Annotated in this window: 16 protein-coding genes; 11 read left to right on the forward strand and 5 right to left on the reverse strand. The window is 70.4% G+C overall.

Features of this window, described 5'->3' with window-relative positions; translation table 11 throughout:
- Positions 1-88 precede the first annotated feature (88 nt).
- Entirely contained in the window at positions 89-1,039 is a 951-nt protein-coding gene (locus tag ACIP8Z_RS22905) for an FG-GAP repeat domain-containing protein (RefSeq protein WP_402086145.1), read from the forward strand.
- A 158-nt stretch (positions 1,040-1,197) separates the two neighbouring features.
- Entirely contained in the window at positions 1,198-2,109 is a 912-nt protein-coding gene (locus ACIP8Z_RS22910) for a glycoside hydrolase family 19 protein (protein ID WP_402086148.1), read from the forward strand.
- A gap of 4 nt (positions 2,110-2,113) precedes the next feature.
- On the opposite strand, the gene ACIP8Z_RS22915 is transcribed toward ACIP8Z_RS22910, so the two are convergent.
- Together ACIP8Z_RS22915 and ACIP8Z_RS22920 are read right to left on the reverse strand one after the other, a co-directional pair.
- Entirely contained in the window at positions 2,114-2,287 is a 174-nt protein-coding gene (locus tag ACIP8Z_RS22915) for a DUF397 domain-containing protein (protein ID WP_402086151.1), read from the reverse strand.
- A complete protein-coding gene (locus tag ACIP8Z_RS22920) occupies positions 2,284-3,120 on the reverse strand; it encodes a helix-turn-helix transcriptional regulator (RefSeq protein ID WP_402086154.1) in 837 nt (278 codons plus the stop codon). The genes ACIP8Z_RS22915 and ACIP8Z_RS22920 overlap by 4 nt, the downstream gene beginning before the upstream one ends.
- A gap of 157 nt (positions 3,121-3,277) precedes the next feature.
- Between ACIP8Z_RS22920 and ACIP8Z_RS22925 the strand changes: the two genes are divergently transcribed.
- Complete coding sequence (locus tag ACIP8Z_RS22925; RefSeq protein ID WP_402086157.1) at positions 3,278-3,694, forward strand: hypothetical protein; 417 nt, start codon at positions 3,278-3,280, stop codon at positions 3,692-3,694.
- 22 nt (positions 3,695-3,716) lie between these two features.
- On the opposite strand, the gene ACIP8Z_RS22930 is transcribed toward ACIP8Z_RS22925, so the two are convergent.
- Positions 3,717-4,172: a MarR family winged helix-turn-helix transcriptional regulator gene (locus ACIP8Z_RS22930; RefSeq protein ID WP_402086160.1), complete on the reverse strand. Its 456-nt coding sequence runs from the start codon at positions 4,170-4,172 to the stop codon at positions 3,717-3,719.
- Positions 4,169-4,792: a DJ-1/PfpI family protein gene (locus tag ACIP8Z_RS22935; RefSeq protein WP_402086163.1), complete on the reverse strand. Its 624-nt coding sequence runs from the start codon at positions 4,790-4,792 to the stop codon at positions 4,169-4,171. The genes ACIP8Z_RS22930 and ACIP8Z_RS22935 overlap by 4 nt, the downstream gene beginning before the upstream one ends.
- Positions 4,793-5,002: 210 nt before the next feature.
- Between ACIP8Z_RS22935 and ACIP8Z_RS22940 the strand changes: the two genes are divergently transcribed.
- The 3 genes from ACIP8Z_RS22940 (at position 5,003) to ACIP8Z_RS22950 (ending at position 7,991) form a co-directional block, all read left to right on the forward strand.
- Positions 5,003-6,367: an aspartate aminotransferase family protein gene (locus ACIP8Z_RS22940; protein WP_402086165.1), complete on the forward strand. Its 1,365-nt coding sequence runs from the start codon at positions 5,003-5,005 to the stop codon at positions 6,365-6,367.
- A gap of 67 nt (positions 6,368-6,434) precedes the next feature.
- Entirely contained in the window at positions 6,435-7,142 is a 708-nt protein-coding gene (locus ACIP8Z_RS22945; protein WP_402086168.1) for a GntR family transcriptional regulator, read from the forward strand.
- Between the two features lie 198 nt (positions 7,143-7,340).
- Positions 7,341-7,991, forward strand: coding sequence for a hypothetical protein (locus ACIP8Z_RS22950; RefSeq protein WP_328943924.1), 651 nt, complete (start codon positions 7,341-7,343; stop codon positions 7,989-7,991).
- 69 nt (positions 7,992-8,060) lie between these two features.
- Here ACIP8Z_RS22950 and ACIP8Z_RS22955 read toward each other — a convergent pair whose 3' ends face one another.
- Positions 8,061-8,765 (reverse strand): SLATT domain-containing protein, encoded by a 705-nt coding sequence (locus ACIP8Z_RS22955; RefSeq protein WP_383859771.1) that lies wholly within the window; start codon positions 8,763-8,765, stop codon positions 8,061-8,063.
- 267 nt (positions 8,766-9,032) lie between these two features.
- Between ACIP8Z_RS22955 and ACIP8Z_RS22960 the strand changes: the two genes are divergently transcribed.
- The 5 genes from ACIP8Z_RS22960 to ACIP8Z_RS22980 all read left to right on the forward strand — a co-directional run bounded on the left by ACIP8Z_RS22960 (position 9,033) and on the right by ACIP8Z_RS22980 (position 13,199).
- Positions 9,033-9,368: a YbaB/EbfC family nucleoid-associated protein gene (locus ACIP8Z_RS22960; protein WP_402086549.1), complete on the forward strand. Its 336-nt coding sequence runs from the start codon at positions 9,033-9,035 to the stop codon at positions 9,366-9,368.
- A gap of 71 nt (positions 9,369-9,439) precedes the next feature.
- Complete coding sequence (recR, locus tag ACIP8Z_RS22965; protein WP_041662562.1) at positions 9,440-10,039, forward strand: recombination mediator RecR; 600 nt, start codon at positions 9,440-9,442, stop codon at positions 10,037-10,039.
- A 35-nt stretch (positions 10,040-10,074) separates the two neighbouring features.
- Positions 10,075-10,734: a DUF5063 domain-containing protein gene (locus tag ACIP8Z_RS22970; protein ID WP_402086171.1), complete on the forward strand. Its 660-nt coding sequence runs from the start codon at positions 10,075-10,077 to the stop codon at positions 10,732-10,734.
- Between the two features lie 138 nt (positions 10,735-10,872).
- The gene (locus ACIP8Z_RS22975) at positions 10,873-12,144 is read left to right on the forward strand and encodes an aspartate kinase (protein ID WP_319315954.1); all 1,272 of its coding nucleotides are present in this window, start codon (positions 10,873-10,875) and stop codon (positions 12,142-12,144) included.
- Positions 12,141-13,199, forward strand: coding sequence for an aspartate-semialdehyde dehydrogenase (locus tag ACIP8Z_RS22980; RefSeq protein ID WP_402086173.1), 1,059 nt, complete (start codon positions 12,141-12,143; stop codon positions 13,197-13,199). Before ACIP8Z_RS22975 ends, ACIP8Z_RS22980 begins: the two co-directional genes overlap by 4 nt.
- The last annotated feature ends 86 nt before the right edge of the window (positions 13,200-13,285 follow it).

The following is a 13,285-nucleotide window of genomic DNA, read 5'->3' on the forward strand; positions in this document are numbered from 1 at the left end:
GAGAGGCTTCTGGACTTCCGGCGGCGCACGACCATGCGCCGCCGTCGAGTCCGTTGACGAGCCGAGTGGATCCCAGGGGGGAACCTTCATGATCATCCGACGTCGGCGCGCACTGCGCGGCGCACTCGCCGCCACCGCCGCCACGATCGCCCTGACCGCCACCGCGGGCACCGCCTTCGCCTCCGGCGACCCGGCCGGCGCCGACCGGGCGCGCTCCGCGGCCGCGGCCGTGGCCGAGCGGCAGGCCGGGGACGCCCGGCGCGCCGGTGCGCTCGCCGTCGAGGCCGCCCCGGTGGAGACGCCCACCTTCTCGATGATGGGCGTCCACAAGGAGACGACCGAGGGGTACCTCTACTTCCCGAACGGGGAGGGCGGCTTCGACCCCCGCTACCACCTGGAGATCTCCTACGACTTCCTCGCCGACGTGATCCACGTCGACAACGACAAGGACGGGCGGGGGGACGGCACCTGGTTCCTCAACAAGGAGGGGGCCCTCGACTACCACTGGTTCACGGAGGATCACCAGCAGCGCTCCAAGCGGGTCGGCACGGGCTGGAACGCCTACCGCACGGTCCTCTCGCCCGGCAGCGTCGGCGGAGCCCCGGAGGCCGACCTCCTCGGCGTCGACAAGACCGGTGTCCTGTGGTCGTACCTCGCCTACCCGGACGGCTCGCTCGCCGCGCGCACCCGCGTGGGCGGCGGCTGGGAGCAGTACGACCAGGTCGAGGGCCAGGGCGATCTGAGCGGTGACGGCAAGCCCGACATCGTCGCCCGCGACAAGACCGGTGTCCTGTGGCTCTACAAGGGCACCGGCGACTACAAGGCCCCCTTCGAGGGCCGTACGAAGATCGGCGGCGGCTGGAACACCTACGACCGCCTGTTGTCGGTCGGCGATCTCGACGCCGACGGCCGGACGGACCTGATCGCGCGCAAGCCGAACGGTGACCTGCTCCGGTACTCGGGCTCGGGCAGCGTCCCGGCCGTGTTCCAGGCGCCGGTCAAGATCGGCTCCGGCTTCCAGATCTACAACCTGCTCTAGATTCAGGTGACTTGAGCGACAGGTGAATGGCCCCGACCCCCGCTTTCCCGGGGGCCGGGGCCCTTGTCACAACTTCTGGTCTAGACCTTGACAGGTCCAGACCAATCGCGCTTTTCTGTGGCTTCCCCACACCCGGCCCCACCCGGAAGGAAGTACGCATGCTGCGTAAGTTGGTCACCATGATGGCCGCGTTCTGTACGGCCGTCGGACTCGCCGTCCTCCTCGTTCCCGCCGCCTCCGCAGGAGCGGCCGCCGCCTGCGCGGCCGCGTGGAACTCCTCCAGCGTCTACACCGGCGGGATGACCGCCTCGCACAACGGCCACAACTGGCAGGCCAAGTGGTGGACCCAGAACGAGACCCCCGGCACGACCGGCGAGTGGGGCGTCTGGGCCGACCAGGGCACCTGCGGCGGCGGACCCACCACCCCGCCCACCACCCCGCCGCCGAGCGGCGGATTCGTGGTCTCCGAGGCCCAGTTCAACCAGATGTTCCCGAGCCGGAACCCCTTCTACACGTACGCGGGCCTCACCGCCGCCCTCAAGTCGTACCCCGGCTTCGCGAACACCGGCAGCGACACGGTGAAGAAGCAGGAGGCCGCGGCCTTCCTCGCGAACGTCTCCCACGAGACGGGTGGCCTCGTCCACATCGTCGAGCAGAACACGGCCAACTACCCGCACTACTGCGACGCGGGCCGGCCCTACGGCTGCCCCGCCGGCCAGGCCGCCTACTACGGCCGCGGGCCCATCCAGCTCTCCTGGAACTTCAACTACAAGGCCGCCGGTGACGCCCTCGGCATCGACCTGCTGAACAACCCGTGGCGCGTCGAGCAGGACCCGGCCGTCGCCATGATGACCGGCCTCTGGTACTGGAACACCCAGAACGGCCCGGGCACGATGACCGCCCACAACGCCATGGTCAACGGGGCCGGCTTCGGCCAGACCATCTGGGCGATCAACGGCAGCCTGGAGTGCAACGGCGGCAACCCGGCCCAGGTCCAGAGCCGGGTCACCAAGTACCAGCAGTTCACCCAGATCCTGGGCGTCCCCGCGGGGTCGAACCTGTCCTGCTAGTCGGCTACTGCCACGCGACGAACACGCTCCAGGCGACGGGCTCCACGGCGAACGTGGGCCCGTCGCTCTGCTTGGAGTCACGGAGGTGGACGGCGTGGGGGGCGGCGGCGACCTCGACGCACTCGCCGCCGCTGTCGCTGCTGTAGCTGGACTTGAACCAGTGCAGGCTCTCGCTCATGTTCCCTCTCCTGCCAACCGCTCGATGAGGCCCAGTGATTCGCGAGGGTCCAGGGCCTGTGCTCGGATCTTCGCATAACGCTGGGCGTATGTACTTACCTTCGCCGGGTCGCTGACCAGCACGCTTTCGTCTTGGATTTCGAGGTAGACGAGACGGTTGTGGTCGTCGGTCTCGATGAGGGACATGGGACCTCGGGCGCCTGCGTTCTCGCCCCTCAGGCCGACGTCCAGGGCGAGTACCTGGAGGGTGACGTTCTTGCGTCGCGCGCACTCTGCCAGGAGGCGGTACTGCTCACGCATGACCTCCGCGCTGCCGAACATCCGGGCCAGTGCGGACTCATCCAGGATCAGTTCGATCAAGCCCATGGGCTCCCTGTCGAAGATCGCCTTGCGGGCCATCCGTGCCATCACGAGTTCCTCGACGCGCTCCTCGGGGGGAGGGGGGTATCCGCCTGCGATCTGGGCCCGCGAGTACGCCTCCGTCTGGAACAGGCCGTGCACGTTGTGCATCGAGAACAAGCACAGGCTCAGGGCCGACTGCTCGATCGGCGCGTAGTTCCTGAACTGCGCCGGCAGTTTCTCCAGCCGTACCAGCTCCCGCATGCCCTCGAAGATCCCGGTCCCGTCGCCCAAGACCCGCTCCAACTGGACCAGCATGTCGTCGCTCACCGGTTGTGAGAGCGTCTCCATCGCGCTGATGGCCGCGCCGGTATATCCCATCTGCGCCCCCAGCTGCTCCTGGGTGAGCCCCTTTCGCAGCCTCATTTTCTTGGCCAGGGCCGCAACCACCTTCGCCGCCGGCCCCGCCGCTTCCTTGTTCTCCGCTCGCGCCATTCCCGCTCCCCATTCGGACTCAACCGATCTCAACCGGTCTCAACTGCTCCCCGCCGAATTCGACTGCCTGCAAGGTGCGTTGGTGCAGGTCAAGGGGTTACCGACGCGCCCGTCACAGTCGTGGAAAACGCTAGCGGCGGCACGGGAACATGTCTCCGTGAATGAAGAGAATCGGGAAGTAAACGTGGACTGGATTCCGGTTTCCGGATTCCAACTCCGTAAGGCCGGGGTGCAATTCGACGCCGTTCGGGTGGACGGTGACGAGGGGCGGCGGCTCGCCGACCGGATGGAGGTGCTCACCGGGGGCGACCCGGGGCCGGTCGTGATCGAGGCGAACGGGCGGCGCGGGGTCTACTTCCTGGTGCCGCCGGGGTCGACGGCGCGGAGACGGTGGCCGCGCGGGGTGACCCGGTTCAACGCAGGACCCGCCCATGTGAGTTACGTACCGGTGCCGGCGTTGACGGGCAGGACCTGGCCGCTGTCCTGGCGCTTCCCGCCGTCGACGCCGGACCGCTTCGTTCATCCGCTGCTGCTGAGGAGCACCGTGACCGAGCTGTTCAGCGGTGTGTCCTGACCGTCCGGTCCCGGCGGGCCGCCTAGGGGTGGCCGGCCTCGACGGCCTCAAGGGCCGCCGACAGTCGCTCCAGGACCCGTACCGTCTCGTCGAAGGCCTCCTGGCCGCCCAGTTCCCGGGCGAGCGCGGCCGCCAGTTCCGCGTGGCCCGGTTCGATGCGGGCGATGGCCGCCCGGCCCGCCTCGGTCGGGGTGAGGAGCTTGGCGCGGCGGTGGGCCGGGTTCGGCTCGTAGGCCGCGAGTCCCTCCCGTACGAGCAGGTCCGCGATCCGCTGGACGCTCTGCCGGGTGATGCCCATGACCCGGGCGATCCCGGCGACCGGGAGGGGTTCGGGGAGGACGGCTCCCAGGACCTGCCACCAGGCGGCGGTCAGGCCGGCCGGCTCGGCCAGCTTCTCCGAGACGGCGAGGAGCTGGCCGTTGAGGCGGAAGACGCCCAGGGCCGTACGGGAGAGGGCGTCCTGCTGCTCTCGGCTCATGAGTTCAGCTCGACGAACGCCGCCGGGTCCGAGTCGTGGAAGAGGCGGTACCAGGCGTCGCGCTTGCCCTCGTACGCGCCGAGCACCGCGAAGACCTCCCGGGCGAACGCGACCGGTTCCGTCGGGCCCGCCGTGATCAGGTCGCCGGTCCCGGCCTCGCCCTCGGAGGTCACCGCGTCCGTGTCGACGTAGTGCTCACCGCCCTTGTAGCCGGTGGCGGCCAGGTAGAAGGAGACCGCGCTGGTGTGCGGGCGGTCGTCGAGCAGGCCTTCCTTGGCGAGTCCCGCGGTGGCGCCGCAGATCGCGGCGACCGGCACCCCGGCGTCGAGGAACGCGCGGGCCGCGGCCGGGAAGGCGGCGAGCTCGTCGCCCTCGTCGTACTTCTCGGCGCCCGGAAGGATCAGCAGCTCGCTGTCCTCGGGCCGGAGGTCGGCGAGCGCGAGGTCGGGGACGATCCGCAGGCCGGCGAGGGTCGTGACGGGCTCCCCGGAGACCGGGCCGACGGTCCGGACCGTGTAGCCGGCGCGGGCCAGCCAGGCGGTGGCGTGGCCCGTCTCCCAGTCGGCGAGCGTGTCGTAGACGGCGAGGTGGACGGTTTTCGTTCCGGTGCTCGTTCCCATGGCTGACCCCTTGGTCGGTGTGGTCGATCCCTCGGTTCCGCTGATGACAACAGGCTGTCATGTCGACAGAATGCTGTCAATTGATGGGTGGGTATCCACGGGGATTCCGCGGGGATTCCACGGCACGGAACAAGGTGTCGCGTCCGCCCCGGTCTCGGTGGACAAGATGGCCATGGCTCGCCCTACCTGCGGTTCCTTACCCTCGACCCCATGACCCCTCATGTCATCGAACCCGATCCCCAGGCCGGGGCCGCCGTCAAGGCCGCCGACCGCGCGCACGTGTTCCACTCCTGGTCCGCCCAGGGCCTGATCGACCCGCTCGCCGTCGCCGGCGCCGAGGGTTCGTACTTCTGGGACTACGACGGAAACCGCTACCTGGACTTCACCAGCGGCCTCGTCTACACCAACATCGGCTACCAGCACCCCCGTGTGGTCGCCGCCATCCAGGAGCAGGCCGCGAAGCTCACCACCTTCGCGCCCGCCTTCGCCATCGACGTCCGCTCCGAGGCCGCACGCCTCATCGCCGAGCGCACCCCGGGCGACCTGGACAAGATCTTCTTCACCAACGGCGGCGCCGAGGCCGTCGAGAACGCCGTCCGCATGGCCCGGCTGCACACCGGCCGTACGAAGGTGCTCTCCGCCTACCGCTCGTACCACGGCGCCACCTCCACCGCGATCAACCTGACCGGTGACCCGCGCCGCTGGGCCTCCGACAACGGCTCCGCCGGCGTCGTGCGCTTCTGGGCGCCGTTCCTCTACCGCTCGCCCTTCTACGCCACCACCGAGGCGGAGGAGAGCGCGCGGGCCCTCCAGCACCTGGAGGACACGATCGCCTTCGAGGGGCCGGCGACGATCGCCGCGATCATCCTGGAGACCGTGCCCGGCACCGCCGGCATCATGACCCCGCCGCCCGGCTACCTCGCCGGCGTCCGCGAGATCTGCGACAAGTACGGCATCGTCTTCGTCCTCGACGAGGTCATGGCGGGCTTCGGCCGCACCGGCAAGTGGTTCGCCGCCGAGCACTTCGACGTCGTGCCCGACCTGATGACCTTCGCCAAGGGCGTGAACTCCGGTTACGTGCCGCTCGGCGGCGTCGCCATCAGCGAGAAGATCGCCGCCACCTTCGACAAGCGGCCCTACCCGGGCGGACTGACCTACTCCGGTCACCCGCTGGCCTGCGCCGCCGCGGTCGCCACCATCCAGGTGATGGAGGACGAGAAGGTCGTCGAGAACGCCGCCCACATCGGCGAGAACGTCCTCGGCCCCGGCCTGCGCGAGCTCGCCGAGCGCCACCCGTCCGTCGGCGAGGTCCGCGGCCTCGGCGTCTTCTGGGCGCTCGACCTGGTCAAGAACCGCGAGACGCGCGAGCCGCTCGTCCCGTACAACGCGGCAGGCGAGGCCAACGCGCCGATGGCCGCCTTCGGCGCCGCGGCGAAGAAGAACGGCCTGTGGCCCTTCGTCAACATGAACCGCACCCACGCCGTCCCCGCCTGCAACGTCACCGAGGCGGAGGTCAAGGAGGGCCTCGCGGCCCTGGACGCGGCCCTCACGGTCGCCGACGAGCACACCGCGTAACCGCGGAACGGGGCGGCCCCTTCCGTCTGGACTAGGGTGTCCGGAGCCGGACGGAGGGGGCCGACCCATGCCCGCGAGCGGAGGTGTCACCCGCAACACCTTGCGACAGCAGATCGCGGACGCGCTGCGTGACGAGGTGCTCGCGGGCCGTCTCCAACCCGGCGAGGAATTCACCGTCAAACAGATCGCCGACCAGTACGGCGTCTCCGCGACCCCGGTGCGCGAAGCCCTCGTCGACCTCTGCGCGCAGGGCCTCCTCGACTCCGACCAGCACCGCGGCTTCCGGGTCCACCAGTACTCGGTCGACGACTACCGGGGCATGGTCGAGGCCCGGATGCTCGTCGTCGACGGCATCTTCCGCCGCGACGCCGCCATGGTGCCGCCCCGCTCCGCGGTCACCGAACCCGACCTCGGGGTCGGCGTCGCCCTCGTCTCGATCCGGCGCAGGGGCGAGGCCGCGGCCCGCGCCGCCCGCGCCGGAGACCTCGACATCCTCATCGGGTACGACATCCGGTACTGGCGCGAACTCGCCCGGCTCGTCGCCGCCAACGACTACATCGCCGACTTCCTCCACCGGCTCCGCGTCCAGGCCTGGGTGTTCTCCGTCCCCTACCTGCGCTCCGAGCGGGACGTCCTCGGCTGGCTGTGGAGCGGGCACGTCGACCTGGTCGACGCGATCACCCGCGGCGACGCGGAATCGGCCGTCGCGGTCGTACGGGAGTACAACGCGCACTCGATGGAATGGGCGGGGTATCTGGAGGCTCGGGCCCGCTGAGGCCGGGGCCGGCCGGCGGGTACCAGTGGCGGGGCGCGCGGGGCCGGGGCCGGAGTTCGGGTTGAGGCCGGGCCTCCGGGGGCAGTTCCTCAGCGGGTGGACGGTGTCCGTGGGGCGCCGACTAACCTGGCCGTCCCTGCAAAAGCCTGGCGTACGCCCTGCGAGCGTCCCCCGCAACTGACGGAGAGCGAGCCTCCCTTGGCCTGTGACCTGTGGCTGGTCCCCCTCGTCGACGTGCTGTGCCACAGCCCCGACAACCCCTTCGCCGAAGAGATCGCCGCGTACGACGCCGTGCTCAGCGCGTCCGGTCTGCCGACCGTGCCCGTCTACGCGTACATGCCGGGGCTCTCCGGCGACGTCGCCCCGATCGCCGGCTTCGACTACGAGGCCCTGCACTTCCTGCGCCGCGCCTACCTCCTCCAGATGTGCGGACTGCCGGTCGAACCGGTCGGCGAGCTCGGCGGGGACTACGAACAGCTCCTGGAGATGTTCGAGGCGACCGCCCAGCAGTCGCACCTGGTCTGGCACTACGACCACGCGGGCGCGTACGTGCCGGTCGACTTCCCGGTCCCGCTCGCCAGCGACGAGCTCCTGGAGGGCGGCGGCCCGCTCGGCTCCTCGTACGGCCTGCTGCGCGAGCTGGAATTCGTCGCACCCTCGATCGGCATCGACCCGTCGAACCCGCCGGCGCCCCCCGTACCGCCGGAGCGGCCGACCACCCTGGAGGAACCGGCCGTACCGATCCAGCTGGACGGAGGCCCCTTCGCCCGGGAGCGTCATGTGTGGCTGGGGCTGCACGCGGCGGCGACCCGGAGCCTGGCCCAGGGATCGATGATCATTCTGAGTTGAGGTCCGTGCGCCCGGCCCGAGCGGGCCGGATCCGCGCCTCCGCGGCCCCGAGGGCCCCGGAGGCCTGCGTCAGCGGGCCTCCGGGGGCCGCTGACGCGGCATGTTCGGCCGGGTGCCCGGCGGCAGCGGGAAACGGCCCGAGGGGTGATGGCTCTCGGCCCGCGCGGGCATCACGCCCACCGACTGGAGCGCGAGCGGCGCCGGGCCCGAGCGGAACTCGACCATCCAGTCCGCGGTCTCCGCCCGTACGAGCTCGGTCACGTCCTCCGAGAAGCGGCGCAGCACGCCCAGACAGCGCTCGGCGGCCTCGCTGGCGGTGCCCTCCGTGGGGCCCAGGACCTCCCGGACGCTCTCCGAGGCCCAGTCGAACTGCAGGGCCTGCAGTCGCCGCTGCACGGCCTGGGCCGTCGCCACGTCCCTTATCCAGCCGGACGTCAGACCGAAGTACCGGTCGCAGGCCAGGCAGGCGGCGCCGAGCAGCAGCGAGAGATAGCCCCAGCCGGCGACGCCCTCCGCGACGCCCGTCAGGTCGAGCAGCGGGAGCGCGGCGCCCGCGATCACCCCGGCGGCCGTGCCGATCCGCAGGATCCGGGCGCTGCGGCGCTTCCAGACGCGGTCGGAGAGGTACCACTCGGCGGTCCGCAGGGCATTGGACTCCACCCAGCGGTACAGCTCGTCGAGCCGCTCGGCGGGCTCGCCCCAGTCGCCCAGGGGGAACGGCGTACCGGTCAGATCGCGGTGGACGTCTCCCCCGGGGGGCCCCGGTGGCTGCATCTCCGGCTGCTGGCTCACCGGGGGACTCCTCTGTTCAGCTCAGCGCTCGTGTCCTTCTGTGACGTGCGGTGCACGTGGTGCCTGCCCTTCCTACCGCCGAATGGTGGGCGGTGGGCCCGGAATCCCAGGATTTCCGCCCGCAAGGGGGTCTTGATCAGGTAGAGGAGCCCGCAGTTTCTCACCCGAAAGAGTGGTGGAGCAGGGGGGCCGGGGACCACGTAGGCTCGGCGTACCGACATACGGACGTACCGAACCTCAGGAGTGACCGTGATTCCCGGTGGTGGTCAGCCCAACATGCAGCAGCTTCTCCAGCAGGCCCAGAAGATGCAGCAGGACCTCGCCCGTGCCCAGCAGGAGCTGGCCGCGACCGAGGTCGACGGACAGGCGGGCGGCGGCCTGGTCAAGGCGACCGTGACCGGCTCCGGCGAGCTGCGCGGCCTGGTCATCGACCCCAAGGCGGTCGACCCGGAGGACACCGAGACGCTCGCCGACCTGATCGTGGCCGCCGTCCAGGCCGCCAACGACAACGCGCAGCAGCTCCAGCAGGCCAAGCTCGGCCCGCTGGCCCAGGGCATGGGCGGCGTGCCCGGCCTCGGCTTCTGAGCCGCACACCTTCTACGGCGCAGTTCCAGCCACTACCGTAAGAATCAAGCACCCCCTTGAAAGGGCGTTCCGTGTACGAAGGCGTGGTTCAGGACCTCATCGACGAACTGGGCAGGCTGCCCGGCGTCGGTCCCAAGAGCGCGCAGCGGATCGCCTTCCACATCCTCCAGGCCGAGCCGACCGACGTACGGCGTCTCGCGCACGCGCTCCTGGAGGTCAAGGAGAAGGTCAGGTTCTGCGCGGTCTGCGGCAACGTGGCACAGCAGGAGCAGTGCAACATCTGCCGGGACCCGCGCCGCGACCTGACCGTCATCTGTGTGGTCGAGGAGCCGAAGGACGTCGTCGCGATCGAGCGGACCCGCGAGTTCCGGGGGCGGTACCACGTCCTCGGCGGCGCGATCAGCCCGATCGAGGGCGTCGGCCCGGACGACCTCCGCATCCGCGAGCTGCTCGCGCGGCTCGCCGACGGCACCGTCACCGAGCTGATCCTCGCGACCGACCCGAACCTGGAGGGCGAGGCCACCGCGACGTACCTGGCGCGGATGATCAAGCCCATGGGACTCAAGGTGACCCGGCTCGCGAGCGGGCTCCCGGTCGGCGGCGACCTCGAATACGCCGACGAGGTGACCCTCGGCCGTGCCTTCGAGGGACGGAGGCTGCTAGATGTATGACGACCGGGCCGGCGCGCTCTCAGGGAGGCTCCTCGATGTCTGACCCCACGCTGCACGCGATCACGCAGAACCCCGACGACTTCGCGGTCCAGATCGCCGACTCCATCGAGAGCTTCATCGTCGCGACCACCGAGGTCGCCAAGGGCGACGAGCCGGACAGCGCGGTCCCCTTCCTGCTCCTGGAGATCTCGCAGCTCCTCCTCGCGGGCGGGCGGCTCGGCGCGCACGAGGACATCGTCCCGGACGAGCGGTACGAGACGGACACGGGCCCGGAGCCCGACATGGACGACCTGCGCGAGCGCTTCGCCGTGCTCCTCGAACCGGTCGACGTGTTCTCCGAGGTCTTCGACCCGTACGAGCCGCGCAAGGCCCCGGTCCCGGCCCGTATCTCCGACAACCTCGCCGACATCGTCGCCGACCTCCGCCACGGCCTGGCCCACTACCGCGCCGGGCGCACCAGCGAGGCCCTGTGGTGGTGGCAGTTCTCGTACTTCTCCAACTGGGGCCCCACCGCCTCGGCCACCCTCCGCGCCCTCCAGTCCCTCGTCGCCCACGTCCGCCTCGACCAGCCGCTCGCGGCCCTCGACGGCCTCGACACGGACGAGGACCTCACCGAGGACGACCTCGCCGAGGAGGCGGGCCGTGTGATGGCGGAGGAGATCGGCGGACCGCTGGGCATGCGCGAGCGTCTGTGAACCCCCGCGCGCACCTCGCTTGATCACTCTGTGAGCGCCCCGTCTCACCATTCGATATCACGCTGGCGTTTCCGGGTCCCTCGTTAGACTGAGCCGATCGCAGCGCCGGCTGCGGCACACACTGAGCGAGGAGCGCACGTGGGCCTTGTCGTGCAGAAGTACGGAGGCTCCTCCGTTGCCGATGCCGAAGGCATCAAGCGCGTCGCCAAGCGAATCGTGGACGCCAAGAAGAACGGCCACCAGGTGGTCGTCGTGGTTTCCGCGATGGGCGACACGACGGACGAGCTGATCGATCTCGCCGAGCAGGTATCCCCGATCCCTGCCGGGCGTGAGTTCGACATGCTGCTGACCGCCGGAGAGCGGATCTCCATGGCCCTGCTGGCCATGGCGATCAAAAACCTGGGCCACGAGGCCCAGTCGTTCACGGGCAGCCAGGCAGGTGTCATCACCGACTCCGTCCACAACAAAGCGCGCATCATCGATGTCACGCCGGGCCGTATCCGCACCGCCCTCGACGAGGGCAACATCGCCATCGTCGCCGGCTTCCAGGGCGTGTCCCAGGACAAGAAGGACATCACCACGCTCGGCCGTGGCGGTTCCGACACCACCGCCGTGGCGCTGGCCGCCGCGCTGGACGCCGAGGTCTGTGAGATCTACACCGACGTCGACGGCGTGTTCACGGCCGACCCGCGCGTGGTGAAGAAGGCGAAGAAGATCGACTGGATCTCCTTCGAGGACATGCTGGAGCTCGCCGCCTCCGGCTCCAAGGTGCTGCTGCACCGGTGCGTCGAGTACGCACGCCGATACAACATCCCGATCCACGTCCGCTCGTCCTTCTCGGGGCTGCAGGGCACCTGGGTCAGCAACGAACCGCAAGGGGATCAGAAGGTGGAGCAGGCCATCATCTCGGGTGTCGCCCACGACACCTCCGAGGCGAAGATCACCGTCGTCGGCGTGCCGGACAAGCCGGGCGAGGCCGCGGCCATCTTCCGGGCCGTCGCGGACGCCGAGATCAACATCGACATGATCGTGCAGAACGTGTCCGCCGCCTCCACCGGCCTCACGGACATCTCCTTCACCCTCCCCAAGGCCGAGGGCCGCAAGGCCATCGACGCCCTGGAGAAGGCGAAGACCGCGATCGGCTTCGACTCGCTGCGCTACGACGACCAGATCGGCAAGATCTCCCTGGTCGGCGCCGGGATGAAGACCAACCCGGGCGTCACCGCGGACTTCTTCCGCGCGCTCTCCGACGCGGGCGTGAACATCGAGCTCATCTCGACCTCCGAGATCCGCATCTCGGTCGTCACCCGCGCCGACGACGTCAACGAGGCCGTGCGCGCCGTCCACACGGCCTTCGGCCTGGACAGCGACTCGGACGAGGCCGTCGTCTACGGAGGCACCGGCCGATGACGCCGAAGCCGACGCTCGCGGTCGTCGGTGCGACCGGAGCCGTCGGCTCGGTGATGCTCCAGATGCTCACGCACCACGCGGACGTCTGGGGCGAGATACGCCTCCTCGCCTCCCCGCGCTCGGCCGGCCGGAAGGCCGCCGTGCGCGGGGAGGAGTGCGAGATCCTCGCGCTCGACGAGGAGGCCCTGGAAGGCGTCGACCTGGCGCTCTTCCTGGTGCCCGAGCCGGTGGCCGCCCGCTGGGCGCCCATCGCCGCCGCCAAGGGCACCGTCGTCGTGGACACCTCCGCCGCGTTCCGCGCGGACCCCGACGTCCCCCTCGTGGTCCCCGAGACCAATGCCCACGCGGCGCGCGTACGCCCCCGGGGCATCGTCGCGAGCCCCGGCTGCACCACCCTCGCGCTGGTCGTCGCCGTGGGCGCCCTGCACGCCGAGTTCGGACTCTCCGAACTGGTCGTCACCGCCCAGCAGGCCGCCAGCGGCGCCGGCGGCGGTCAGGCCGGTGTCGAGGCGCTCCGCGCCCAGCTCGGCCTGGTGGCCGGCCATGGCGACCTGGGCACCCATCCCGGAGACGTACGGCGGGCCGTCGGCGAGAACACCGGGCCCTTCCCCGGGCCCCTCGCGCTGAACGTCCTGCCCTGGTCGGGCACGGCGGGCGCCGACGGGGCCTCCTCGGAGGAGGAGCGCGTACGGGACGAGACCCGGCGGATCCTCGCGCTCCCCGCGCTGCGGGTCGCCGCCACCTGTGTGCGCGTGCCCGTCGTCACCGGACACTCCGTCTCCGTGCACGCCCGCTTCGAGCGCCCCGTGCCGCTCGACCGCGCGCACGAGATCCTCGCGACCACGCCCGGGGTCGTGCTGTACGACGACCCCGCCGCGGGTGACTTCCCCACCCCCGCCGACGTCGTCGGCACCGACCCCGCCTGGGTCGGACGGGTGCGGCGCTCCATGGACGACGAGCGGGCGCTCGACTTCTTCGTCTGCGCCGACAACCTCCGCAAGGGCGCCGCCCTCAACGCCCTCCAGATCGCGGAATCGGTTGTCACGTATTTGTAGGGTCTGTGAACGACCTGTGAGCAAATAGGCGTCAGATACCTCTTGAACTGCGGTGATGCCGTGGTCGACGATGCTCTTCCCCCTTA

The sequence above is a fragment of the Streptomyces sp. NPDC088553 genome (genome assembly GCF_044752965.1).
GTDB lineage: Bacteria > Actinomycetota > Actinomycetes > Streptomycetales > Streptomycetaceae > Streptomyces.